General features: G+C 42.0%; 22 protein-coding genes and 2 rRNA genes. 3 read left to right on the top strand and 21 right to left on the bottom strand.

Annotated features, from left to right (window positions below):
* Nucleotides 1-20 precede the first annotated feature (20 nt).
* From BACINT_RS00115 to tig, 10 genes are all read right to left on the bottom strand, one after another.
* Nucleotides 21-311, bottom strand: a complete 291-nt coding sequence (locus BACINT_RS00115) for a hypothetical protein (protein WP_007659566.1) — start codon at nt 309-311, stop codon at nt 21-23.
* Between the two features lie 5 nt (nt 312-316).
* Nucleotides 317-1,978 carry an OstA-like protein gene (locus BACINT_RS00110; protein WP_007659564.1) on the bottom strand — a complete coding sequence of 554 codons (1,662 nt, stop codon included), beginning with the start codon at nt 1,976-1,978 and terminating at the stop codon, nt 317-319.
* 28 nt (nt 1,979-2,006) lie between these two features.
* Nucleotides 2,007-3,371 (bottom strand): peptidylprolyl isomerase, encoded by a 1,365-nt coding sequence (locus tag BACINT_RS00105; RefSeq protein ID WP_007659563.1) that lies wholly within the window; start codon nt 3,369-3,371, stop codon nt 2,007-2,009.
* A gap of 14 nt (nt 3,372-3,385) precedes the next feature.
* Nucleotides 3,386-4,228 carry a peptidylprolyl isomerase gene (locus tag BACINT_RS00100; protein ID WP_007659561.1) on the bottom strand — a complete coding sequence of 281 codons (843 nt, stop codon included), beginning with the start codon at nt 4,226-4,228 and terminating at the stop codon, nt 3,386-3,388.
* A gap of 57 nt (nt 4,229-4,285) precedes the next feature.
* Nucleotides 4,286-5,827 (bottom strand): peptidylprolyl isomerase, encoded by a 1,542-nt coding sequence (locus tag BACINT_RS00095; protein ID WP_182424782.1) that lies wholly within the window; start codon nt 5,825-5,827, stop codon nt 4,286-4,288.
* A 229-nt stretch (nt 5,828-6,056) separates the two neighbouring features.
* Nucleotides 6,057-7,532 (bottom strand): IMP dehydrogenase, encoded by a 1,476-nt coding sequence (gene guaB / locus BACINT_RS00090; RefSeq protein ID WP_007659555.1) that lies wholly within the window; start codon nt 7,530-7,532, stop codon nt 6,057-6,059.
* A 105-nt stretch (nt 7,533-7,637) separates the two neighbouring features.
* Complete coding sequence (gene recQ, locus BACINT_RS00085) at nt 7,638-9,821, bottom strand: DNA helicase RecQ (RefSeq protein ID WP_007659553.1); 2,184 nt, start codon at nt 9,819-9,821, stop codon at nt 7,638-7,640.
* A 171-nt stretch (nt 9,822-9,992) separates the two neighbouring features.
* Nucleotides 9,993-11,240, bottom strand: coding sequence for an ATP-dependent Clp protease ATP-binding subunit ClpX (clpX, locus tag BACINT_RS00080; RefSeq protein WP_044154505.1), 1,248 nt, complete (start codon nt 11,238-11,240; stop codon nt 9,993-9,995).
* 2 nt (nt 11,241-11,242) lie between these two features.
* A complete protein-coding gene (clpP, locus tag BACINT_RS00075; RefSeq protein WP_007659551.1) occupies nt 11,243-11,905 on the bottom strand; it encodes an ATP-dependent Clp endopeptidase proteolytic subunit ClpP in 663 nt (220 codons plus the stop codon).
* Nucleotides 11,906-12,045: 140 nt separating this feature from the next.
* Nucleotides 12,046-13,401, bottom strand: coding sequence for a trigger factor (gene tig / locus BACINT_RS00070; RefSeq protein ID WP_007659550.1), 1,356 nt, complete (start codon nt 13,399-13,401; stop codon nt 12,046-12,048).
* Between the two features lie 442 nt (nt 13,402-13,843).
* Between tig and BACINT_RS00065 the strand changes: the two genes are divergently transcribed.
* Nucleotides 13,844-14,092: an RNA recognition motif domain-containing protein gene (locus tag BACINT_RS00065; RefSeq protein WP_007210212.1), complete on the top strand. Its 249-nt coding sequence runs from the start codon at nt 13,844-13,846 to the stop codon at nt 14,090-14,092.
* A gap of 77 nt (nt 14,093-14,169) precedes the next feature.
* Here the strand turns inward: BACINT_RS00065 and lptB are convergent, their stop codons facing one another.
* Nucleotides 14,170-14,925, bottom strand: a complete 756-nt coding sequence (lptB, locus tag BACINT_RS00060) for an LPS export ABC transporter ATP-binding protein (protein ID WP_007659549.1) — start codon at nt 14,923-14,925, stop codon at nt 14,170-14,172.
* 78 nt (nt 14,926-15,003) lie between these two features.
* Here lptB and BACINT_RS00055 point away from each other — a divergent pair, with 78 nt between their 5' ends.
* Complete coding sequence (locus BACINT_RS00055; RefSeq protein ID WP_007659548.1) at nt 15,004-15,747, top strand: MlaE family ABC transporter permease; 744 nt, start codon at nt 15,004-15,006, stop codon at nt 15,745-15,747.
* Nucleotides 15,744-16,514: an ABC transporter ATP-binding protein gene (locus BACINT_RS00050; protein WP_007659547.1), complete on the top strand. Its 771-nt coding sequence runs from the start codon at nt 15,744-15,746 to the stop codon at nt 16,512-16,514. The genes BACINT_RS00055 and BACINT_RS00050 overlap by 4 nt, the downstream gene beginning before the upstream one ends.
* A 233-nt stretch (nt 16,515-16,747) precedes the next feature.
* Here BACINT_RS00050 and BACINT_RS00045 read toward each other — a convergent pair whose 3' ends face one another.
* The 10 genes from BACINT_RS00045 to BACINT_RS00005 all read right to left on the bottom strand — a co-directional run.
* Complete coding sequence (locus tag BACINT_RS00045; protein ID WP_007659546.1) at nt 16,748-17,401, bottom strand: response regulator; 654 nt, start codon at nt 17,399-17,401, stop codon at nt 16,748-16,750.
* A 7-nt stretch (nt 17,402-17,408) separates the two neighbouring features.
* Nucleotides 17,409-19,610 (bottom strand): tetratricopeptide repeat-containing sensor histidine kinase, encoded by a 2,202-nt coding sequence (locus BACINT_RS00040; RefSeq protein ID WP_007659545.1) that lies wholly within the window; start codon nt 19,608-19,610, stop codon nt 17,409-17,411.
* Nucleotides 19,611-19,762: 152 nt separating this feature from the next.
* The gene (gene der, locus BACINT_RS00035) at nt 19,763-21,076 is read right to left on the bottom strand and encodes a ribosome biogenesis GTPase Der (protein ID WP_007659544.1); all 1,314 of its coding nucleotides are present in this window, start codon (nt 21,074-21,076) and stop codon (nt 19,763-19,765) included.
* Nucleotides 21,077-21,122: 46 nt separating this feature from the next.
* Nucleotides 21,123-22,004 (bottom strand): GTPase Era, encoded by an 882-nt coding sequence (gene era / locus BACINT_RS00030; protein ID WP_007659543.1) that lies wholly within the window; start codon nt 22,002-22,004, stop codon nt 21,123-21,125.
* A gap of 113 nt (nt 22,005-22,117) precedes the next feature.
* On the bottom strand, nt 22,118-23,122 hold the full coding sequence (locus BACINT_RS00025) for a beta-ketoacyl-ACP synthase III (protein WP_007659542.1): 1,005 nt from the start codon (nt 23,120-23,122) through the stop codon (nt 22,118-22,120).
* Nucleotides 23,123-23,235: 113 nt separating this feature from the next.
* Nucleotides 23,236-23,421 (bottom strand): 50S ribosomal protein L32, encoded by a 186-nt coding sequence (gene rpmF / locus BACINT_RS23435; RefSeq protein WP_002562387.1) that lies wholly within the window; start codon nt 23,419-23,421, stop codon nt 23,236-23,238.
* A 12-nt stretch (nt 23,422-23,433) separates the two neighbouring features.
* The gene (locus tag BACINT_RS00020; protein ID WP_007659541.1) at nt 23,434-24,018 is read right to left on the bottom strand and encodes a YceD family protein; all 585 of its coding nucleotides are present in this window, start codon (nt 24,016-24,018) and stop codon (nt 23,434-23,436) included.
* Between the two features lie 74 nt (nt 24,019-24,092).
* Nucleotides 24,093-25,235 carry a sensor histidine kinase gene (locus BACINT_RS00015; protein WP_007659540.1) on the bottom strand — a complete coding sequence of 381 codons (1,143 nt, stop codon included), beginning with the start codon at nt 25,233-25,235 and terminating at the stop codon, nt 24,093-24,095.
* Nucleotides 25,236-25,353: 118 nt separating this feature from the next.
* Nucleotides 25,354-25,463, bottom strand: a 5S ribosomal RNA gene (gene rrf / locus BACINT_RS00010).
* Between the two features lie 68 nt (nt 25,464-25,531).
* Nucleotides 25,532-25,907: ribosomal RNA gene (locus BACINT_RS00005) — 23S ribosomal RNA — on the bottom strand; the annotation flags it as partial.

Here is a 25,907-nt window from a genome sequence, read left to right as displayed (position 1 = left end):
CATTGTAATTCGTAATTAAATTAAATGATTCCGGTACTTATTGCATACCACAAGTATATCAGCAAGGCAATAATAACCAATATCACCCCCAGATGCACCGGTTTACGCCCGCTTTCCTTGCGTCGCTTCAGGTGAGTAGTTCCTTCTACAAACTTCCCCCGGATATCTTCCGGTGAAAACTCTTTTTCAGGTAACATCCCCAAATCACGCTTGGCGCTCTCTTCCATTTTCGCCAACTTCTCTTTCCGCTCATCCACATATATGTATGGATGGTTAAAGCCGCGCGGCTTTCTCATAGTGAACATTCCCATAGCGTTTATTTATTTCGTTTAATATTCATATTCCTTGGTGAAGTTAAAGGTTTCCGGTCTGATTTCTGCATTTGCTGACCAGCCTTCTTTCCCCTCCATTCAAATATATCTTCCTTATTTCGCGGACGAATATAATCGAACCAGGCAAAGGTAGGCAATTTGTATTTCTCCGCAGGAATCTGATCCATCGGATACATCGTACCGTTAGCTTTACCAATAAAAGCACCTTTCTCCATACGTCTATCCTTCAGCAACATACGCAAGAAGCTACCTTCGGCATAATTCAGTCCTATCAAACTACTATCTCTCTCTTCTACCGGATAAAAGATAACCAGCACATTACCGTTCACGTCAACCTGACGCATGTCTCCTGCTACAAAGAATCCTTTCATCTCTTTACCCGACACCTGATTATAATGGACAGAGTCTTTCTGTTCTATGGTAAAAGCCTGGTTAATGATATGTACCCAGTCTATAGTGCTGTCATTCATATATGCCTTGATCTCCTCACCTAATATCTGTTGCGAACCGTGCCACAAAATAGGATCAGTATACATCGTCATGCAAGAATCTTTTGAATTATAAACCAAAGAGTCGCACACAGCCTGTACATCGGTACGGTAAGCACGGACTTTATGATAAACACGCATTTCACGATACATGGAATCCGTATTTATATTATAAGTAATCAACCGTAACGTATCACCATGCATAAACAAGCTGTCACCTTGTGAATAATCAATGGCGACAGCACGCTGAGTAGCAAGAGCGCTTCCCGTTATTTCATTATAGAAACAATAGTTACCTGTCAACATGTTTTTGTTGATGGTATCATTCATCTGCACATTCTCAAATGCTTCACCATATCCCAACACACGATCGTAGAAAATACTGTCGCCTGTCAACTTCTTACCTTCGTTAGTTAACACGGAGCGATCCAGAAGTTCAGCTTGTTCAGTAGTAGTATTATAAAATCCTCGTTCAGAGTAGATATGGTTATTATCACTCACGATATCCGAAGGCCCCAAAATCGTGGCTATCTTAGTTGCAGTGCTATATTTCAAGGTATCCGAAGTCAATATGAATTTCGGATTCACCAACTTCACATCATGGTTGAATACAGAAATTTTCGTTGCCGGACTATATTCCCCCCACTCAGACGTCAGTACATTCTCTTCATCAGTCAATGTACCGCCCTCAAAGTAGTAACCCAGATTATACAAACGGTCGTAGTTCAAACTATCGGTTGTCAAGGTAGTATTTCTGTTGATCATACGGACATTTTCACGAAGCATTGCCAACTGCGACATACCGTCATAATACAGATAATCGCCATAGATAAAAAGCGTATCCCCCTGCTCCATACGAACATTACCAAACGCTTCTACCGAATTTGTCTTTTCGTAGATCAACGCACTGTCACAATACATATACATGCTATCGTGACGCAACTTCACCGACCGGATCAGTATCTGGATATCCGGATGCAACACTTTGTCCGCCTGTGCCTCTTCAGCATGAAGCAAATCGACCCGGGTTTTCTTCTTTTCCGGTTCTTTTTTCTTATCCTGAGCGCTCAGTAAACAGACACCAAACAGGCATAGAAGACCTGCGAGAAGGAATCTATGCCTGTTCAGAAAATTAGTTCTTGTATTTTTTTTCTGCATACAAAAAGAATCAATGTATCACCCGGAATCAGTCTTTAACCCAACCCGGATACTTAAATGTACAGTTCTTCCAGTTATCGTTGATACGTACGTACGTATGCTTCTGCTTTTCACGAATCCACTTATCCAGCATTTCATCACGACGTTTTTCCAAAACGATTTCTTTCAGATTCTGATAGTCTTCTGAAATTGTAGCTTTGTGGCCGTTGATGCGGCTTTTCAGTTTCACGATCACACATTCTTCTTTACCGGTCTTTTGCGGAATCATAGTAAATGCTGTGGAGATTTCTCCTACTTTCATATTATCTACCACTTTGGCAATCTCGGGCGGAAGTTCCTGCATCTCAAACTTGGAAGTATTATTGTTAGGATTAGGCAACAAACCATGGTTGTTGCGTGTATCTTTATCCTGCGAAAGTACAGAAGCAGCTTCCTCAAAAGAGAACTTACCATTACGGATATCATCTGCAATAGAATCCAGACGGGCAGTACCTGCCATCAACGCTTCTTCCGGTACATGAGGCTTCAGCAAAATATGACGCACCTTGATTCGGTCACCACGTTTTTCCATCAACTGGATAATGTGGAAACCATACTCAGATTCTACAATCTTAGAGACCTTATTGGGGTCTTGCAAATTAAAAGCCACATTGGCAAATGCGGGGTCCAAATATCCACGTCCTGTAAATGGCATTTCACCACCATTGATAGCCGTACCGCGGTCGTCAGAATACAAACGTGCTAACATTGAAAAGCTTTCCCCCTTATTCACACGCTCCGTATATTCACGCAGTCTTCTTTTTACATCTTCAATCTCTTCCAAAGGGATCTTCGGTTGCTGTGTGATGATTTGCACCTCTACCTGGGTAGGGATATAAGGGATACTATCCTGTGGCAGATCTTTGAAGTAACGACGTACTTCTGCCGGAGTAATCTTAATCTCTCCCACCAGTTTCTGCTGCATCTTCTGCACCTTCAGACCTTCGCGTGCATTTTCACGTAAAGTCTCACGAATCTGACTGGATGTCTTATTGAAGTATTCTTCCATTTTTTCACGCGAACCGATATTGGCGATATACATATTCGTCATATAGTCCACACGCTGGATAACTTCACTTTCAGGTACTTCGATACTATCGAGAGCAGCCTGATGCAAAAACAGCTTCTGCACAGCTATTTCTTCCGGAATCACGCAGTAAGGATCGCCGTCAAACTTGCGTCCTTCGTAAGCAGCACTCATACGTGCTTCTTCCACTTCAGACTTCAATATAGCCTCGTCGCCCACTACCCAAACTACCTCGTCAATCACGTTGTCTTGTCCATAAACGGCAGAACCGGTCATCAGCGCCAAGGCACATAAAACGACAAACTTAAAGTTCATAAAATTCTTCATTCTGTGTATCTAAACTAATTATATTTAATCTTATCTCTTTTCACTGCCTGCTGATACAAGTCATCTTTCACAGCTCTCATAAATTCTACTTGTTTCAGATTCAACACCATATCTTTTACTTTAGGACGGGCAAACTCATATGGTTCCTGTTGGCCCACCGTGCGGAAATCGCTCACATTCAGAAAATAATGAAACGCCGTATCTTTCAGTTCGATATGACGGTTCTTATTCACATAATCCTCTACCTCCGGAACTTTCAGCGGTATCAGATCTAACACATCCGCCATCGGTACCCATTTGTCATAAAAGTATTCATACTTTACAGCATTCTGCAAACTATACTTCTCCAAATGCTCCACTGCATCTTGCGTAGGAGTCTTATACCAACGACGTACTTTGTTTAGTTCCGGTGCAGTGAGAGGTACTTTAATGAACAACCCTTGCATAAGCGGGCGTTCCAATCTGAATAGTTCTTTATTCTTTTCATAATAATCCGTCAACTCCCCTTCTGATATCTCATTCGAGAGCCTTTGATGAATCAACGCTTGTTGATAAGTGTGCATTATCAATGCCTTGCGATAGTTCTCCACTAATTTTTCTATTTCCCCATTATCAGGAATATTACTTTGAGCTTTCTCGTACAGCAAGATATCTTCCACCCAGTTGCGAATATAATGTTCAGCAAACAGCAAGCTATCATCTTTCGACAATCTTGCCGGAAGTGCAGATTGCAAATCTTCCTGGTAAAGGAAATTGCCGTCCAGCTCCACCAATGGCGTCTTACCTTTATGGTCGTGCTGCTCGCTACAAGCCACACAGAAAAGGATGGATAGGATTCCCAGAAAGATTATTCGCATTACCGATTGATATTTACTTTATTTCAAGCTACGAAGATAGCGGTTTAATCGGTTGCATCAGTGCTTATTAACGGTTTTTAAAACCTCTTGGTTTATTTCAACCTTAGAAGCTGCCCGTAATCGTGCTACCCAACGCTCCTCCAGGTAATTTTGATAATCACCGACAAGCAGTCCACGCACCTCTTGATAACTCTCAGGACCCTTTATTTTCTCACCCAGAAAAGTGGTAAAAGGAAATGACGGTATAGGTTCAGCCTTCTCTTTTTTGAATATTTCATCATCTACATAGATATTGTCTCCAAGGGCAAATAATCCTTGTTCGGCCTGTACTTGCTGTTTTTTTGCATTAAATGTCAACCGGATGGCATCCTGCCACTCTTCTTCCGGCAAAGATTTTAAAAGCTTACGAACTTGTTTCCCTATTCGTTTTGTTGCAGAATGTATCACAATCCCTTTATAATGAGGATTTTTCCAATGGTAATCAGAACGATGTTTATCAAAGTAAGCAGCCATTCCCACCTCATCCGAAGGCACGCGTTCCCATATTTCCCGATTACTGATTTCAAACAACAACATACCATCACGATACTCTTGCATAAGCATACGAAACTCCGGATACTTCTGTTCCAAACGACTGTATTCATAGTCGAGTACAGACTTCATGATAAACCCTTTCAACTGACGTTGTATCCCCTGAGGATGGGCAATAGCAAAATTTGCAAACATTTGCCCCGTATATTCTCTGCCACCAAGAGTAAAAAGTTTCTTTTCAGTCTGCCCTTTTGCCAACAATTCATCCATTCCCACTTTATCCGGTGTGTATTGATACTCTTTTTTCAACTTCTCCACCAAAGATTCTGTTCCCTTATCCATTCCATGACGACGGGTCTGGCGACGGATAATTTCATCTTTCACATCCTCGAAAGGCAAAATATCTTTCCGTTCAAGCACCTTGACAATATGAATACCCTGCGGAGTGAAGAAAGGACGGGATATTTCACCCGGTTTCATTTTAAAGACCGTATCTTCAAATTCAGCCGGCATCTGTAGCCAACTTACCCAGAAAGACTTCTTTTCGTCAGAAAAGTTACGTACGCAAGCATCAAAATCCGCTTGTCCGTTCTGCAATGCAGTATAAAGAGAATCCATGCGGGTTTCAGTAGTACGGAGCAAATGACTGGTAGCTGTCTGAGGCAGGGATTTAAAGATATGACTAACCCGTACTTGTCCCGCACGCTGATTGGCTTTCATCTTGTCATATATTTGCCGAGCGGCAAGTTCTGATACAGTTTCATCTGTTAAATAAGTCTTTGCCAACTGACGACGATAACCTTCCAGTTCTTCACGGAAAGCACGGGTAGTATCCAATCCCATAGCCTCAGCTGCGGCAACCTTCAACTTAAAGTTTACAAACAAATCAACATATTCGTTCAATGTTTTCTGCTCTATACCAGAAAGAGCATTATTCTTATTATAGATATATTCAAACTCCGAACGGAGAATATCTTTCCCGTTAATACGCATCAGCATAGGATCTTGCTGAGCAAAAACTGTCAATCCCAGACATAGGAAAATTATTGTCAATCCACTTCTTATCATAACTATCTTCTTTTGAAAAAGAACAATGTAATAACGGGAAAACATCTTTTATATTGTTTGTCTTCAACGGCTTTCTTTAAACACATCATCTGTCTGCCTCAAACAGACGGTCTGTCTACCTCAAACAGACCATCTGCTTATGCCGAACAGACCATGTATTTTCAGAAACTAAAATACCCGGAAAGAAACTGCTCCTTTCCGGGTATTCTTATCTAACTTGCCTATACTTTTATTCGGGACGACTGTAATTCGGAGCCTCGCTTGTAATCGATACATCGTGCGGATGACTTTCGAGTACACCTGCATTGGTAATACGGGTAAACTTAGCATCGTGCAACTGCTCAATATTGCCTGCACCACAGTAACCCATACCAGCACGCAGACCACCAACCAACTGGAAGATTACTTCATACAAAGTTCCTTTATAAGGTACACGAGCAGCAATACCTTCGGGCACCAACTTCTTCACGTCATTAGTTCCGCTCTGGAAATAACGGTCCTTTGAACCATTTTCCATTGCTTCCAACGAGCCCATACCACGGTACGACTTGAATTTACGTCCATTGAAGATAATCGTATCACCCGGAGATTCTTCCGTTCCGGCAACCAGCGAACCGATCATTACACTATAACCTCCGGCAGCCAAGGCCTTCACAACATCTCCTGAGTAACGCAACCCACCGTCAGCAATCAAAGGAATACCTGTTCCCTTCAATGCCTTGGCAACATCATATACAGCAGACAACTGAGGAACACCCACACCTGCTACAACGCGAGTAGTACAGATAGAACCCGGACCGATACCAACTTTAACGCCATCAGCACCAGCTTCTACCAATGCCTTTGCAGCCTCTCCGGTAGCAATGTTACCTACTACAATATCAATATTCGGGAAACGCTTCTTTGCTTCTTTCAATTTCTCTATCACATAGATGGAATGTCCGTGAGCAGTATCGATAACAATAGCATCGGCACCGGCATCCACCAAAGCTTGCATACGGTCGAGGGTATCAGCAGTAACTCCTACTCCGGCAGCTACACGCAAACGACCTTTAGAGTCTTTGCAGGCCATCGGTTTATCTTTAGCTTTCGTAATATCTTTATAAGTAATCAGTCCTACCAGCTTACCTTCTTTATCCACAACCGGCAATTTCTCAATTCTGTGTTCCTGCAAAATCTGAGAAACAGCTTCCATATCAGTAGTCGGATTCGTAGTAATGATATTTTCTTTTGTCATCACTTCATCGATATGCTTATTCATATCTCTTACGAAGCGAAGGTCACGGTTAGTAACAATTCCTACCAAATATCTTTCATCATCTACTACTGGAATACCACCGATTCTATATTCTGCCATCAATGCCAATGCATCTCCTACAGTAGAACCTCTCTTAATGGTTACCGGATCATAAATCATACCATTTTCAGCGCGCTTCACAATGGCAACCTGACGTGCCTGTTCCTCAATGGACATATTCTTATGAATAACGCCGATACCACCTTCACGTGCAATGGCAATAGCCATTTTCGCCTCAGTAACCGTGTCCATAGCGGCCGTTACAAACGGAATTTTCAACTCAATGTTTTTAGAAAACTTTGTCGAGAGTTCGACAGTTTTAGGGAGTACTTCAGAGTAAGCGGGGATTAACAAAACGTCGTCATAAGTTAATCCATCCATTACAATCTTATCAGCAATAAATGACATAGGGCTATGCGTTTAAAATTTATTGCGTGCAAATATACGGTTTTTATTCCATTCCGTATATCTGCACGCAATATTTTTTTCTTTTTTTAAACCAACAGCCAAGGGTTAATTCGCCATTTCAGAAATGAACTTGATGCGAACCAAACGTACTTCTTCTTCCGTGAAATCATCCCCCAACTCATCGAGAGCATCATCAACTTTGTCTGTGGTGGATTCTTTATAATAATCATAGATATCCAGCATATGGTCTTCGTCCATAATCTCATCCAGGAAGTAGTCGATATTCAATTTCGTACCGGAATAAACGATAGCCTCTATTTCGTCTAGCAAATCACTGAACTCGATACCTTTGGAAAGAGCGATATCATCCAATGCCACTTTCCGGTCTATAGACTGAATAATAGAAACCTTCAGTTTTGACTTATTGGCAACCGTACGAACACGTAAATCTTCCGGACGTTCGATCTCATTCTCTTCACAATGCCGCTTAATGAGTTTACAGAACTCTTCACCATAACGTTTCGCCTTACCGGCTCCTACGCCAGGAATATTCTGCAGTTCGTCCAATGTCACCGGATAAATGGTAGCCATGGCTTCCAACGAAGGATCCTGGAATATAACGTATGGCGGCACTTCCAACTTCTTAGAGAGCTTCTTGCGCAAATCCTTCAGCATGGAATAAAGAGCCGGATCGACAGCGCAAGAACCACCTCCCCGTGCCGGAGCTTCTTCTTCCACTTCTTCGAAATCATTATCTTCGGTTATCTTAAATGACTTAGGATGTTTCAGGAATTTCTTTCCGGCATCCGTCACCTTCAACAAACCGTAATTTTCCACATCTTTACTCAGGTAACCGGCAATCAACGCCTGACGAATGACAGCATTCCATGTCTTGTCCTCTTCGCCCATTCCAGAACCGAAAGCTTCCAGATCTTCATGCAGGTGCGCTTGTACTTCGGTAGTTTCGCGTCCTTGTATAATGTCAATAATATAATCTGCTTTAAAATTCTCTTTCACCGCGAGAATAGCCTCTATCACGGTACATAATAATTCTTGAGCCTCCACTTGTTTTTTCGGGTTTAAACAGTTGTCACAATTTCCACAGTTCTCTTCCAAATACTCTTCGCCGAAGTAATGCAACAGCGTCTTTCGGCGGCATACAGAAGATTCGGCATAAGCAGCAGTTTCCAACAGAAGCTGTTTGCCTATTTCCTGTTCTGCTACAGGTTTGCCTTGCATGAACTTTTCCAGTTTCTGCAAGTCTTTATTGGTATAAAAGGTAATGCACTGTCCTTCACCCCCGTCTCTTCCGGCACGTCCTGTTTCCTGATAATATCCTTCCAGACTTTTCGGAATGTCATAGTGAATGACATAACGTACATCGGGCTTATCAATACCCATACCGAAAGCAATGGTTGCCACAATCACATCTATTTTCTCCATCAAGAAGTCATCTTGATTTTGCGTACGTGTTGCAGAATCCATGCCTGCATGGTAAGCGCGGGCATTGATGCCGTTTGCCTGCAGAATCTCAGCAAGTTCCTCTACTTTCTTCCGGCTCAGGCAATAAATAATACCTGATTTTTCCGAGTTATTCTTGATAAACTTGATGATATCTCTATCTATATTATTAGTCTTGGGACGTACCTCATAATAGAGGTTCGGACGATTGAACGAAGACTTGAACACCTCTGCATCCACCATACCCAGATTTTTCTGAATATCGTGCTGCACCTTAGGAGTAGCAGTCGCCGTCAAAGCAATCACCGGAGCTTTTCCGATTTCATTGATAATAGGACGGATACGCCGGTATTCCGGACGGAAATCATGTCCCCACTCGGAGATACAATGTGCTTCATCTACAGCATAGAAGGATATCTTCACTGTCTTCAGAAACTCCACGTTTTCCTCTTTCGTCAGCGATTCAGGAGCCACATACAGCAACTTCGTCTTACCACTGAGGATATCAGACTTTACCTGATCTATCGCGCCTTTATTAAGGGAAGAGTTTATAAAATGGGCAATACCATCTTCTTCACTGAAGTTGCGCATCGCATCGACCTGGTTCTTCATTAGAGCAATCAGAGGAGAAATCACAATACCCGTGCCTTCCATCATTAATGAAGGTAACTGGTAACATAATGATTTGCCACCGCCTGTAGGCATCAGCACGAATGTATCGTTGCCTGCTAACAGGTTTTGTATGATAGCTTCCTGATTCCCTTTAAACGTGTCAAATCCGAAGTATTTCTTCAGCTGGTCTGTCAAATTAATCTTCTTCCCTGCCATGATTCATTAGGTTGTTTTTTGAGTGATTGTTCAACATCTCGTTTAGCCATTCTTTTTTAATAAGAACTCTAACAAAGTTATAAACAACTTCTTAATTTTCAAGCATAATCCAATGAATATTTTTCAATAAAAAACAAAAAAGTCAGTTTTGCACATCCTTATCATTTGATTTTAAGCAGTTTGCAGTCTTGCAATGTTTGCTTTTTCAAGTTGTTGTTTTGCGTAATCCAACGTCACAACAAAGGTATCTTTGTGCTCAGAAGGGATTTCGAACATAGCATCCATCATTATGGTCTCCACAATAGATCGCAATCCACGGGCTCCCAATTTGTATTCCACAGCCTTATCGACTATGTATTCAAAAACCTCATCTTCGAACTTCAATTCCACTTTATCCATCTCAAACAGCTTTACATACTGTTTGATAATAGAGTTCTTGGGTTCAGTCAGGATGGAGCGCAAAGCAGCACGGTCCAATGGATTAAGATAAGTCAACACCGGCAGACGACCGATGATTTCAGGTATCAAACCGAATGACTTCAAATCCTGCGGAGCGATATATTGCATCATATTGCTCTTATCGATCACCGCAGTATTACGCACTGCACTATAACCCACCACATGCGTATTCAGTCGTTGAGCTATTTTCTTCTCAATGCCATCGAATGCACCGCCGCAAATGAAAAGGATATTCTTCGTGTTCACCGGAATCATCTTCTGGTCGGGGTGTTTACGTCCACCCTGAGGCGGTACGTTCACCACTGAGCCTTCCAACAATTTCAGTAAACCTTGCTGTACACCTTCTCCACTCACATCACGAGTGATGGAAGGATTATCACCCTTACGGGCTATTTTATCAATTTCATCAATGAATACAATGCCTTGTTCTGCTTCGGGAACATTATAATCTGCCACCTGCAGCAGGCGAGTCAGAATACTTTCAATATCCTCACCTACGTATCCTGCCTCGGTAAGCACCGTGGCATCCACAATCGTAAAAGGAACATGAAGCAGTTTGGCAATAGTACGCGCCAGCAGGGTCTTTCCCGTACCAGTACTTCCTACCATAATAATGTTGGACTTTTCAATTTCCACATCATCACCGCCGTCCTTTTGCAACAGGCGCTTATAGTGATTGTATACCGACACGGAAAGGAAACGCTTGGCATCGTCCTGTCCAATGACATATTGATCAAGGAATTCTTTTATTTCTAAAGGTTTCGGAAGTTCTCTCAGGTTCAGTTTTGTTGCAGCGCCACCTCTTTTTGCTCCACCCAATGCCTCCTGAGTAATCTCATAGGCCTGAGTAGCACAACTATCACAGATGAAACCGTTCATTCCTGTTATCAGGAATCCGACTTCATCTTCCATACGCCCACAAAAACTACACCTTCCTTTGTTTCTTTTTGAGTCTGCCATATTTATTTTTTAATCAACACTTCATCTACCATACCATACTCTTTGGCTTCCTGTGCCGTCATCCAGTAGTCACGGTCAGAGTCTGCCCAAACTTTATCAAAAGGAGTATGAGAGTGATCAGCAATGATAGTATACAGTTCTTTCTTCAGTTTTTGTATTTCACGGGCTGTGATTTCAATATCTGAAGCCTGCCCCTGCGCACCGCCCATCGGCTGATGTATCATTACACGCGAATGAGTCAGTGCCGAACGCTTACCCTCAGCACCTGCCACCAGCAACACTGCAGCCATACTTGCCGCCATACCGGTACAGATAGTTGCTACGTCACTTGTAATAAACTGCATTGTATCATAAATACCCAATCCTGCATATACAGAACCACCCGGTGAATTGATATAAATAGAGATATCTTTACCCGGATCTACTGAGTCCAGATAAAGTAACTGCGCCTGTAAAGTATTGGCGGTATAATCGTCAACTTGCGTACCAAGGAAAATGATGCGATCCATCATCAAGCGGGAGAAAACGTCCAACTGTGTTACATTAAGCTGACGCTCTTCCAGGATATAAGGATTTAAATACCCGGCTTGTGATTTAATCACATCGTCCAACACCAAACTATTCATTCCTAAATGCTTGGTAGCGTATTTTCTAAAATCATCCATATTACTTTCTTTATTTAGGTTTAGTAAATTGAAATGCAAAGAAACAAAAAAGAACACAGAGACACAAAAAAACACAGAGTTATATACTATAAAACTCTGTGTTTCTTAATGTTTTTAAACTGTTTTCAGAATAAAAAAGCTTATTCAAACATCTTGTTGAATTCTTCTGCAGAAATTGTTTTGTTATTCAGCTTCACCTGAGACTTCAAAGCAGAAGCCAATTTGGTTTCAACAACGCGGTTCACCAAACCTTCCACACTTTCTTTCTTCTTCAGCATTTCCTTTGCATAGTTTTCCAGAAGATCTTCGGGAACGCTCATCATACCATATTGTGCAAACTGAGCACGAGTAGCTTCCTTAGCCATATTGACCACATCTTCCTGTTCAACTTTAATATTATTTGCCTTCACCAACTGTTCCTTGATCAGGTGCCATGTCAGTTCTTCAATGCTCTTATCATAGTTGTCATCAACGAACTTTTCGTCTTTATCCTGGTTGTTCATGCGCATGATGCGTTTCAGCAATGCATCCGGGAATTCCAGTTTACCAACCTTTTCCATCAACATCTTACGAACATCAATCAGGAATTTATAATCGCTGTCTGCTACGAACTGATTGGCAATTACTTCTTTTATTTTAGCGCGGAATTCTTCTTCAGTCTTCACTACGTCTTTACCACATACCTGGTCAAAGATTTCCTGAGTCAGTTCTCCTTCTACGAAACGAGTAACCTCTTCTACCTGATAGCTGAAGTTAGACTTCATTTCAGCAGCCTCTTCCTTGTCAATCTTCAACAGAGAAGACAGTTCGGCAGCATTACCTTCCCATGCAGTGTGAGGATTGAATACAAGTACATCGTTTACCTTTGCATTGGCGAAAATAGCTTTTTGCTCATCGTTCTTCATATAAGACGGCATCATTACAGCACCTTCTACTTGGATACCACCTTCTTTGGTATTGCCGTTTTCGTCCAACTCAGCCAACAGACCTTTCAGCATATCCTTATCTTCGTAAACGTCTACTTTCTCGTACTTACCGTTACGTTGTGTATAAGCTTTCACCTGATTGTTTACCATATCTTCGGTAACGTCAATCAAATAGTAGTCTACTTTATCTTTAGCGTCTACTTCAGCCTTGAATTCAGGTGCCAAAGCAATATCAAACAGGAATTCGAATTCTTCCATAGTATCGAAGTCGATCTCCGGTTGCTTGTCTTCGTTTGGCAACGGTTCGCCGAGGATAGATACATTATTATCTTGAATATACTTATATACAGCTTCTGAAAGTGCCTTGTTCACTTCTTCGGCAATAACAGATTTACCATACATTTTCTTCACCAAGCTCATCGGAACCATACCCGGACGGAACCCCGGAACTTGAGCTTTCTGACGAAGACTTTTCAATGATTTATCAACTTTTTCCTGATAATCGGCTTTCTCAAGCTTTACAGTAAGCAGAGCGCTTACTTTGTCAATGTTTTGTAATGAAACGTTCATTCTGACAATTATTTATTTGATTTATACTTTATTCCAATCTCAAATGAGGGTGCAAAATTAGCGTTATTCTTTCAATTATCAAAAAAACATAGCTGAATTATTTCTTTATAACAAAAGGAGAGAATACTTACCATTGAATGATACCTCTATCATTAAAAAGAAAAGTCTGCGCCCCATAAACAACAAATTGTTATTTCATAAGGCATTTATCTATAGATTCGAAAGAAAAAGCAAAAAAAATAGAAGAGAAATATTGTTAATTCGAAATATTTCAGTTTCTTTGTTGCGGAATGGTAATGCGTTAGTTTTTAGATTTTCAGTACATGGTTTTTACTTCCGTTTTTATTTAAACGCTTTTGTAAACTCTCTGTTGTTGTGATCATTTTATTATAGTTACTGTTCCAAGAGAGTTTTATTCATTTATTTATTTTACATTTTCATTATGAACATTTACGTAGGAAACCTTAACTACAAAGTTAGGGAATCAGATCTGCAAAAGGTCATGGAAGATTACGGTGCTGTAACCGCAGTCAAATTTATCAAAGATCGCGAAACCGGTCGTTTCAGAGGCATTGCATTTGTAGAAATGGAAGATGCAGCAGCTGCAGCTAAAGCGATTGAAGAACTCGACGGAGCTGAATATTTCGGCCGCAACATGGTAGTTAAAGAAGCAAGACCTCCGAAATACTAATATAAAGGAGAAAGAAAACAAGACCGCCTGCTCACTCTTGGAAAAGAGAGCAGGCGGTCTTTGTTTTACCACTATCATTATTTCATAAAATCCTTGCGACGAAGCACAAAGCTATTACTCAGATACTTTTCACGTACAATTTTGTTTTCCGCCAACTCTTCCGGCGTTCCCTGGAACAAGATTTTCCCTTCGAACAACAGATAAGCACGGTCGGTAATACTTAATGTTTCCTGCACGTTATGGTCAGTAATCAGGATACCGATATTCTTATCCTTTAATTTCCATACGATTTGCTGAATATCTTCTACAGCAATCGGGTCAACTCCTGCAAAAGGTTCGTCGAGCATGATAAACTTAGGGTCGATAGCAAGACAACGGGCAATCTCTGTACGACGGCGCTCACCACCCGAAAGTTGGTTACCTTTATTTTTACGCACCTTCTGCAAACGGAATTCCGCAATCAGGTTTTCCAGTTTTTCCTTCTGATATTCCAGAGGTTTATCCGTCATTTCCAGTACAGAAGCAATATTATCTTCCACACTCATCTGGCGAAATACAGATGCTTCCTGCGCCAAATATCCGATACCGGTTTGCGCACGCTTATACACCGGATATTTCGTAATATCCAGGTCATCCAGAAAAATACGTCCCTCATTCGGCGTAATCAGTCCCACGGTCATATAGAATGAAGTCGTCTTACCGGCACCGTTCGGTCCCAGTAAACCAACAATTTCTCCCTGCTTCACATCTATGGAAACATGGCTTACTACTGTACGTTTACCGTACTTTTTCACCAGGTCCTCAGTGCGAAGCACCATTTTGCTTTCTTCCATACTTGCGTTATTTTGCCGCAAATGTAGCAATTATCAGCTGAAAATGGGCTATATTTGCAGACAAAATAGTTAAGAGTCATGATAAAAGCACTTAAAACTGTCGGAAGATACATCATGTTGATGGGGCGTACTTTTGCCCGCCCGGAGCGTATGCGCATGTTCTTCCGCCAATACCTCAATGAGATGGGGCAACTCGGCGTGAACTCTATCGGCATTGTCTTGCTGATTTCGTTCTTCATCGGCGCTGTTATCACCATACAAATCAAACTGAACATCGAGAGCCCTTTTATGCCACGTTGGACAGTAGGTTATGTGACACGTGAAATTATGTTGCTGGAATTCTCTTCCTCCATCATGTGTCTGATATTAGCAGGAAAAGTAGGTTCCAATATTGCCTCTGAGCTGGGAACCATGCGAGTAACCCAGCAAATCGATGCATTGGAAATCATGGGAGTCAATTCAGCTAATTACCTGATCCTTCCCAAGATTTGCGCCATGGTGACTACCATTCCTTTCTTGGTAACGTTCAGTATCTTTGCCGGCATCATCGGAGCCTTTGCCACGTGTTGGTTCGGTGGCATCATGTCGGCGGTAGACTTGGAATACGGTTTGCAATATATGTTTGTAGAATGGTTTATCTGGTGTGGCATCATCAAATCATTGTTCTTCGCTTTCATCATCGCCAGTGTATCGGCCTTTTTCGGTTATACCGTCGAGGGCGGTTCTATAGAGGTGGGCAAGGCCTCTACAGACTCCGTGGTATGCAGCAGCGTACTTATCTTATTTGCCGACTTAATATTAACTAAACTCTTAATGGGATGATCGAACTGAAAGGACTTTGGAAATCATTTGAAGGCAGAGATGTATTAAAGGATATCAATGCCACTTTTGAAAATGGGAAAACTAATCTCATCATCGGACAGAGTGGTTCGGGAAAAACCGTATTGATGAAGTGTATCGTTGGATTGCTCACACCGGAACGGGGTGAATTATTATACGACAACCGTAATTTCCTTGCCATGGGCAAGAATGAAAAGAAAGCATTGCGCCGCGAAATGGGAATGATATTCCAAAGTGCGGCATTGTTTGACTCCATGACGGTGCTGGACAATGTAATGTTTCCTTTGAACATGTTCAGCAACGATACATTCCGCGACCGTACCCGCCGTGCCATGTTCTGTCTGGATCGCGTAAACCTGGCAGAAGCAAAAGATAAATTTCCAGGTGAAATCAGTGGTGGTATGCAAAAACGTGTTGCCATAGCCCGCGCCATTGCCTTAAATCCGCAATACTTGTTCTGTGACGAACCGAACTCCGGATTAGACCCAAAGACCTCATTGGTAATCGACGAACTGGTACACGATATCACCCATGAATACAATATGACCACCCTCATCAACACCCACGACATGAACTCTGTAATGGGTATCGGTGAAAAAATTATCTATATCTACGACGGATACAAGGAGTGGGAAGGCAGTAAAGACGACATCTTCACTTCCAGCAACAAGAAACTCAACGATTTTATTTTTGCATCCGACCTCTTCCGGAAGGTAAAGGAAGTGGAAGTGCAGAATATAGAAGGATAAGATTAAAAAAATTAGCAATCTCCTATAAATAGGGCGTCCGGAAAAACATCCGGACGCCCTTTTCCTCATAAAACCAGTTAATAGAATTGACATATATCCTCACGATATACTTTGATTGCCCTTATATCTTCATGAGAAAACATGAAGAACAACTTCAATTACGGCAACAAAGATAACCAAAAGATACTAATAAAAAATCACGGAAAACCGTTACACTCTGAATTTTCCGCAAATCATTTCAGCGCAATCCATCCTTGCGCAACAGCCTTGACTACCATATCTATAGCATTCTTTGCTCCAAACTTGCTAATAAGCCTTTTACGAAATGTTTCCACAGTGTTCTCTGAAATTTTCAATAAATCAGCAATTTCATGGGTATTCATTCCTTTAGCCACAGCCTCCAACACATCACGCTCCCGACGGGTAGGCGCATCCTTAGGCTGCAAACCTGCTGATGCAGAATTCAGTTTCTGCGAGATAGCAGCAAACCGTGGACAAGCATGCGCTTCTCCTCTCAACACACAACGAATAGCTGTCATTAACTCCGCAGAGGCCGAAGATTTCAGAATAACAGCATTCACTCCGCACTGTACCAACCTGTTAACTATCCATATTTCTTCGTGCATTGTATTCACAATAATCTTTGCCTGGTCATTCATTTCACGGATTTTAGCAATCAACTCAAATCCGGACATATCAGGAATACTGACATCCAGGATATATATATCATAATCTCGTCTTTCAATCAATTCTGCAGCTTGCAATCCGGAAGTTACAGCATCCACCACAACTACTTCCGGCATCTTATTCACCACTTTACAAATACCTTCCAGAATCAGATTATGATCATCCACTACCAATAATTCTGCCTTCACATTCTTTTCCATTGTTCGATTAGATTAATACGTTAATTTTCAAACGGGTTCCCTTACCAGGAGAAGAGACCAGTTCAACTTCAGCACCTACGGTTTCCGCTCGCTGCCAGATAGTCCGTAAGCCGATACCCTTAGTTTTCTTGCTCATATCAAACCCTTTTCCGTCGTCTGCTACAAGTATGGAAAGGTCATTATTTTCCAGAACTAACTCTACCTGTATACAGGTTGAGCCGGCATATTTTACTGCATTGCTCACTGCTTCCTGAACAATGCGATAACATTCAAAACTGATTGATTTAGGCACTACATTCCAATCTACACCTACCGTAGAATGATATTCCGCATGCGTACCTTCTGGCAATGATAAGTGCAAAACATAGTCAGCAAGCAGTTCATCGAGTGTAGCATACTGGAAAACCGGTGGCATCAGTTCATGGGAAAGTTTTCTCAACCTTTCCCTGGTATTATTCAATAAATCCAGCTGCTTATCCAGATCAGCTCCTTCTTCAGTAGAAATAGTACGAATATTCATTTCAAGTGCAAGCAAATTATTACATACATCATCATGCAATTCAGTTGCCATACGCTCCCGTTCACTCTCCAAACCATCAATGTATTTTCGTGTTAAGCGCTGTTCTGTTTCTTTCTGGAGCTCCAGGAATTCACGCTCTTTTTCACAAGCTGCATTTGCCAGCAAAGCAATCCTTGCCCGCTGACGTTGGCGTGCATAAAGTGAGCCCAGCAACAAAATTCCCAGTAAAGAGATCACCGAACCTACAATAATACGGTGACGTAACATATACGTCTCCTGTTCCAACTGTTCACGCCTCAGACTTACAATCTCCAACTCCTTCTCTTTGGTCCGGTACTTCACAGAATATTCGGACAACTGGTCAGTCTCTTCCGTCTGGAACACAGAATCACGAAGTGCATAAGCCTGCGTCATATAATTATAAGCCAAAGACAGATTATTCACAGCCAGATAACATTCCGATAATTTCCTGTAATGCTCATAATCACGTGCATCTTTATATCCACTACGGAGCATATCAACTATCTTGCGATAATAAACAATAGCATCCGCATAGTTCTTACTTTCCTGCAACAATGCAGCTTTTGCCTGGTAATACTTGAAACGCTCTATATCAGTCTGCATCTCATGCGCCAATTTATCCAACTTCTGCAAGTACTGCATTGCCATATCCAGATTTCCATCCAACCGGTAGGCATTTACCAAATAATTATAAGCATTGCATAGCTGCCTTCTGTCATTCACCTGCTCCAAAAAAGGAATAGCTTTCAGTAACGTGTCAATGCCCTCTGTACGCATTTTCTCCATTCGTACCAAGATGGCACCCAAATTAACATAGCACGTACCTATCCTCCGTTTATTATCTGTCTTCAAAGCATATTTCAAAGCTTTTTCGGAGAAGGAAATAGCATCTTCCGGTCGATCCCAGTCACAATAAGCCGTCGCTATATTTCCATATATAAAAGCGACCGTGTTGTAATTTCCACACAATTCACACAAATGGAGCGCTTCTTCAAAGTTAGCGATACAATCCTCCAGATTCTTTTTCCGACGATAGATAGTGCCCAACTGATTCAGGTTTTCAATCAACATAGCTGTATCTTTATCGGCAGCAGAGCGCTCACTGGCACGAATGGTATAAACTAAAGCCGAATCGGTCTGTCCCTCAAAAAGAAAAGAACTGGCATAATTCGTCAATATGGTGCGGCATGCCTCCTCAGCACCCGGCAAACCTTCACCGGCTACCAACCCTTTATGAAAATAATAACGTGCAGAGTCATAGCAGGCATCCGCATTACAATAATATCCCATATCACAGCAAGCCTGGGCTATTGTAAACCTCAATCCAGCCTTTTCAGCCAAGTCAATGGCTTTCCGTTTCAAAGCGTACCCCTGCTCGAAGTCGCCTTTAATGAAGTAACCTTCACTTAGCCAGATGTAGTATTCGATAAATATTTCCGGCTTTCCACTGTCTATGGCCAGTTGATGAATGGAATCAGCGTATGAAAGAAGTAAATCAGGATCTTCTTCTGTCTGATAAAGGAGTTTACAGACCTTGACATAGCTATCCAGGTTTCTGTTTTGGGCTGCCTCTTGTTGTAATGCGCGTAAATCCGACTTGTCCTCTGCCCACAGCACACCTATGGAGAGGAGCAAGCAGCATCCCAATACCCACCTGTAACGTTTCATCTAATCCTTTTTTATGTTGTCAGAGCAAAAATAAATATTATATTTATATTAACCTATTTTTTATTTACATTTTCCTAATAAGCAACAAAAAAACCGCCTGATTTATAACTAAATCGGGCGGTTTCATACCAATATCTCAGTAATCGATTTATCTACTTCTGACGGATATAAATATTTATCGGAGTTCCTGTCAGGTTCCACTTTTCACGCATCTTGTTTTCCAGGAAACGTTTATATGGCTCTTTCACGTACTGCGGCAGATTAGCGAAGTAAACAAAAGAAGGCACCTGTGTATTCGGCAACTGCGTAATATATTTAATCTTGATATACTTGCCTTTGGTTGCAGGAGGCGGATATGCCTCAATCAGCGGCAGCATTTCCTCGTTTAAGCGGGCAGTCGGAATACGCGTCATACGGTTGTCATATACACTGCGTGCTTCCTCCAGCACCTTCAGGATACGTTGTTTGGTCAATGCCGAACCGAAGATGATAGGGAAGTCAACGAATGGAGCAAAGCGGCTACGGATCGCATCTTCAAAAGTCTTCATCACTTTCACAGTCTTATCCTGTACCAAATCCCACTTATTCACTACTACCACCAGACCTTTGGCATTCTTCTGTATCAGTGAGAATATATTCAAGTCCTGGCTTTCAACACCACGTGTAGCATCCAACATCAGAATACACACATCCGCATTCTCAATGGAACGGATGGAACGAATCACAGAATAATATTCCAGATCCTCATTCACCTTATTCTTTTTACGGATACCAGCAGTATCTACCAGATAGAAATCAAATCCAAACTTATTATAACGGGTATAGATAGAGTCACGTGTTGTACCGGCAATCTCCGTTACAATGTTCCGTTCTTCTCCGATAAAGGCATTCACGATAGAAGATTTACCAGCATTCGGGCGTCCCACCACAGCAAAGCGGGGAATATCCTCATCTAGAATCTCATCCGTATCCTTTTTAAATGTACCCACAATCAAGTCCATCATATCCCCCGTACCGCTACCCGTCATAGCCGAGATGCAGTAAGGATCACCCAGACCCAACTTATAAAATTCGGGAGCATTGTATTGTAATTCCCCGTTATCAGTCTTATTGGCAATCAGCAACACCGGCTTTTGAGTCCGGCGCAAAATGGCTGCTACCTGCATATCGAGATCAGTTACCCCATTCATCACATCTACTACAAACAATATAACGTCTGCTTCATCCACAGCCATCAGTACCTGCTTGCGTATTTCCTCTTCAAAGATATCGTCAGAGTTCACCACCCATCCTCCGGTATCTACCACGGAGAATTCTTTCCCCAACCATTCGGACTTACCATACTGGCGATCTCGTGTTGTTCCTGCTTCTTCGTTCACAATAGCTTGACGTGTTTTGGTCAAGCGGTTAAATAAAGTAGACTTTCCCACATTAGGGCGTCCTACGATTGCAACTAAATTTCCCATAGTTCACTCTTCTTGTTTTTGCGACTATCACAGTCGTATGAATACTCTAATCCAGTTGATAACCAAAATTGCGCAACTCTTTATCCGAACTACGCCAATCCTTATCCACCTTCACAAATGTCTCCAGGAAAATTGTTTTTCCGAAGAACCTCTCTAAATCACGGCGTGCTTCAGTGGCTACCTTTTTCAGCGCTTTACCTTGCTTGCCGATAATAATTCCTTTCTGCGAATCGCGCTCCACATAAATCACAGCACTGATATGTATCTTCTTCGCATCCTCCTTAAACTGTTCCACCACTACCTCTACCGAATAAGGTATCTCCTTGTCGTAGTACAACAAAATTTTCTCCCGGATAATCTCGTTTACAAAGAAACGGGCCGGCTTGTCCGTCCACTGGTCCTTATCGAAGTAAGGCGGTGAATCGGGCAACAGTTCTTTCACCCGCTTCATCACATAGTCTACATTGAACTTTGTCGTTGCAGAAATCGGAATAATCTCCGCATTGGGCAATAATGCTTTCCAAGCTTCCACAAGTTCCACAAGTTTCTCCTGGTTCGACAAATCAATCTTGTTGATAAGGAGCAACACTGGTATTTCCATGTGTGCCACCTTCTCCACAAACTCATTATGCTTATCGGGTGTCTCAACCACATCTGTTACATATAGCAAAACATCCGCATCTGTCAGAGCCGAAGTAGAGAAATTCAGCATAGACTCCTGCAACTTATACTGCGGCTTCAGCACTCCCGGAGTATCCGAGAATACAATCTGCATATCATCCGTATTATAGATTCCCATAATGCGGTGACGGGTCGTCTGCGCCTTGAAAGTAGCAATCGAAATCCGCTCGCCCACCAAGGCGTTCATCAATGTAGATTTACCCACATTCGGATTTCCCACGATGTTTACAAAACCAGCTTTATGCATCACATTCCTGTATTTTAGTTGAGACAAAAAAACGCATCGAATCGAAGTAGGATGCGTTTTTTTTTAGTTTATATGTTTAGTAACCGTAATTCGTAATCCATGTGATTATACAGTTACCCTTTCTTTCCGTCGTATCCCCACTTCACGTAAACGGCTCCCCAGGTAAACCCTGCACCGAATGCTGTAAAGATCAGGTTATCGCCTTTTTTAAGTTTATCCTCAAAGTCCCACAGACAGAGCGGAAGCGTACCGGCACTTGTATTACCATAATGCTCGATATTAATCATTACTTTCTCATGGGGAAGTTCCAAGCGATGAGCTACTGCATCGATAATACGCAGATTGGCCTGGTGAGGAATAATCCAGTCGATATTCTCTTTGGTGAGATTGTTTCGTTCTGCAATGGCAGCGCAAGCATCCGACATGTTCGATACGGCATATTTGAATACTGTACGGCCTTCCTGATAGATGAAGTGCATATGGTTATCCACTGTAAAATAAGAAGGAGGGCATACAGAACCACCTGCTTTCATATGCAAGAAAGGTAATCCCTTACCATCAGTTCTCAAGATAGCATCCATGACGCCTACATCTTCCGTAGTAGGTTCCATCATAACCGCAGCTGCACCATCACCGAAAATCGGGCAAGTAGCACGTTCTGTGTAATCTACCATAGACGACATTTTATCGGCGCCCACTAAAATGATCTTCTTATATCTTCCCGAACGGATAAAGTTAGCTCCAGTTTCCAACAGAAACAGAAAACCGCTGCAAGCAGCCTGCAAGTCAAAAGCAAAAGCATGTTTTAATCCAAGCTTATCACATAAGATAGAAGCTGTAGAAGGGAAGTGATAATCAGGAGTAGTAGTAGCTACAATCACCAGATCGATATCATCAGGATCAGAACCAGTACGCTGCATCAACTGCTTTGCAGCCTTGCGAGCCATGTACGAAGTACCCAGTCCTTCTTCGTTCAGGATATGTCTTTCCTTTACTCCGATACGGGTCATAATCCATTCGTCATTGGTATCCACCATTCTTGATATCTCTTCATTCGTCAAGACATAATCGGGTACATATCCGCCGACTCCTGTAATTACTGCATTTATTTTTTCCATTAATCCTGCTTAAAGTTAATGAATACCTAAACAACGGTAGTCTAAAAAGGTTTGTGTGTTACAAATCTTTTTAGACATCCGGCATTCAAGTATATTCTTCATCAGGCTGCAAATTAAACAGCAGCTTCTTTCTCGATAGCAAGCTTGCCTCTGTAATATCCGCAAGCACCACACACAGTGTGATATACATGCCATTCGCCACAGTTCGGGCAAATAGCCAATGTAGGAGCTACTGCTTTATCATGAGTTCTTCTCTTTGCAGTTCTTGTTTTAGACTGTCTTCTCTTAGGATGTGCCATTTTTCTTAATCTTTAATTGTTATCTAATATTTTCTTTAATTCATTCCAACGCGGATCAATCTGTGTTTCCTCCGCATCACTCTCCGGCATTGCGTCTTCACCTTCGATAAAGATTTCATCTTCCGCATCATCTTCATCTGCTTTTGTACGCAGATGCTTATGCAATTTGCTGCTGACGGCCTTATTGCATTTTCCGGGAGCATGTACATGCTTCATCGGGATTGCCAACGCAACAAATTCATACATGAACCATGCCACATTGATTTCCCCTTCTTCTTCAGGGATCACAATGAGGTTATCACCTTCTTCAGCATACTCATGTCCAAACTTTACCATCAGTTTATCTGTAGAACTAACCGGCTGTTCCATATCGTCCAGGCAGCGGTCACATGGCACCCACACCATACCCTCCGTCTGGAAGTTGAATTCGAAAGCACGAGATGTTTTCTTTACAACCAATGTAACATTAACTTTGCCCTTCTGTACTTCCGGGCCATCAATGTTAGCGAAAAAAAGGTTATCCAGTACAAACTCATACTTACAAGAGTCTGCCTGCATGCCTTTCAAATCTATTTTGTATTTATCAAACTTTCCCAAAGCTTCTTTTATTTATTCGGGCGACAAAGATACAAATAATTATCCTCATAATGTATAAATTAGCCACGAAATATTCATTTTTTAAGCTCTATTCTGAATATCGTCCCTTTATTGATCTCCGATTGCTTTACAAAAATACGCCCCGAATGATATTCCACCACAATCCGGCGTGCCAATGACAAGCCCAGTCCCCACCCTCTTTTTTTGGTGGTATAACCGGGAGCAAACACTGTTTCAAAATTCCGTTTGTCAATTCCCTTTCCCGTATCAGCCACATCAATATGCCAAAATCTTGACGTTTCCTGTACTGAAATAGTCAAAGTTCCAGCTCCTCCCATTGCATCAATCGCATTCTTACACAGGTTCTCTATCACCCATTCAAACAAAGCAACATTCAGCCTTACAGGCGGAAGTAAATCCGGCAAATGGGTAATGATCTTCACCTTGTTCGAAGTACGATGGGAAATATAATCCGTCACCCGTTCCAACAGAGCTTTCAAGTCCGCCTCTTCCAACTCTGGAACAGAACCTATCTTCGAGAAACGATTGGCAATCATCTGCAAGCGTTCCACATCTTCCGCCATGGCAGGAATCAACTCATCCTGTGGATATTGCGCCTTCAACAATTCCGTCCATGCCATTAATGAAGAGATAGGAGTTCCCAACTGATGGGCTGTTTCTTTAGATAGTCCAACCCATACCTTATTTTGTTCTGCTTTTTTAGAACTCAACAGGGCAAAAATAGCAATCAGAACAAAGATAAGTACCACTGCCAACTGTACATAAGGATAAACAGCCAGCCGCGTGAGCATCAAGGAAGGACCATAATACACATTCAGATAGTCACCACCACCATTCAAGTCGATACGGATACAGTTTCCTTCATGGCTGAAGCGATTCAGTTTTTCTTTCAGCGAAACGATTGTATCGGTTGGAGATAGTTCAATATTCCTGTAAGTTTGTACATCTTCATTCTGATCCACTACAATTACCGGAATTGTATGATTGGCGTTCAGAACTTTCAGCACCATAGTCAAATCCGTATTTCCATCAGCGGTTTGGAGATTCTTCATTGCCTCGGCCCACACCTCCATACGTACCCGTTCTTCAGCAGATAAATCGCTTATCAGAGAATGGGAAACATACAGGGAAGAGATAGCTATAATCACAGCAATCAATATCAACCAGAACTTTATAGGACGGATTTGCTTCAGCATATATAAATTAAGGTGTAAACTTACAGTATATAAACGAAAAAACAAAAAGAATATTATCTGGACAGGGGGTATAAATACAAAAAGCCCCCATATCTTTCGATATGGAGGCTTTCCTGAAAAACGGCAACTACCTACTCTCCCACTTGACGCAGTACCATCGGCGTGATCAGGCTTAACTTCTCTGTTCGGAATGGGAAGAGGTGGAACCCTGATGCTATAGTCACCTGAATAAGTCAGACACGATGTAAAAAGTAAAGTCAGAAAACTGAACGTATATATCCGCCATACAAGGCAAGGACCAAAAGTGAACGGGCAATTAGTAATGCTCGGCTATGATGTTACCACCTGTACACCTGCATCCTATCAACGTCATCGTCTTTGACGACCCTAAGAAATCTAATCTTGTGGCTGGCTTCGTACTTAGATGCTTTCAGCACTTATCCAATCCCGACTTAGATACCCAGCAATGCACCTGGCGGCACAACTGGTAAACCAGAGGTCAGTCCAACACGGTCCTCTCGTACTAGTGTCAGAGCCACGCAAATTTCATACGCCCACGATAGATAGAGACCGAACTGTCTCACGACGTTCTGAACCCAGCTCGCGTGCCACTTTAATGGGCGAACAGCCCAACCCTTGGGACCTTCTCCAGCCCCAGGATGTGACGAGCCG

Origin of the sequence: Bacteroides intestinalis DSM 17393 (genome assembly GCF_000172175.1) — a bacterium.
Lineage (GTDB): Bacteria > Bacteroidota > Bacteroidia > Bacteroidales > Bacteroidaceae > Bacteroides > Bacteroides intestinalis.
The sequence above is the reverse complement of the archived record's forward strand: the minus strand, read 5'-3'. Positions and strand labels throughout refer to the sequence as shown.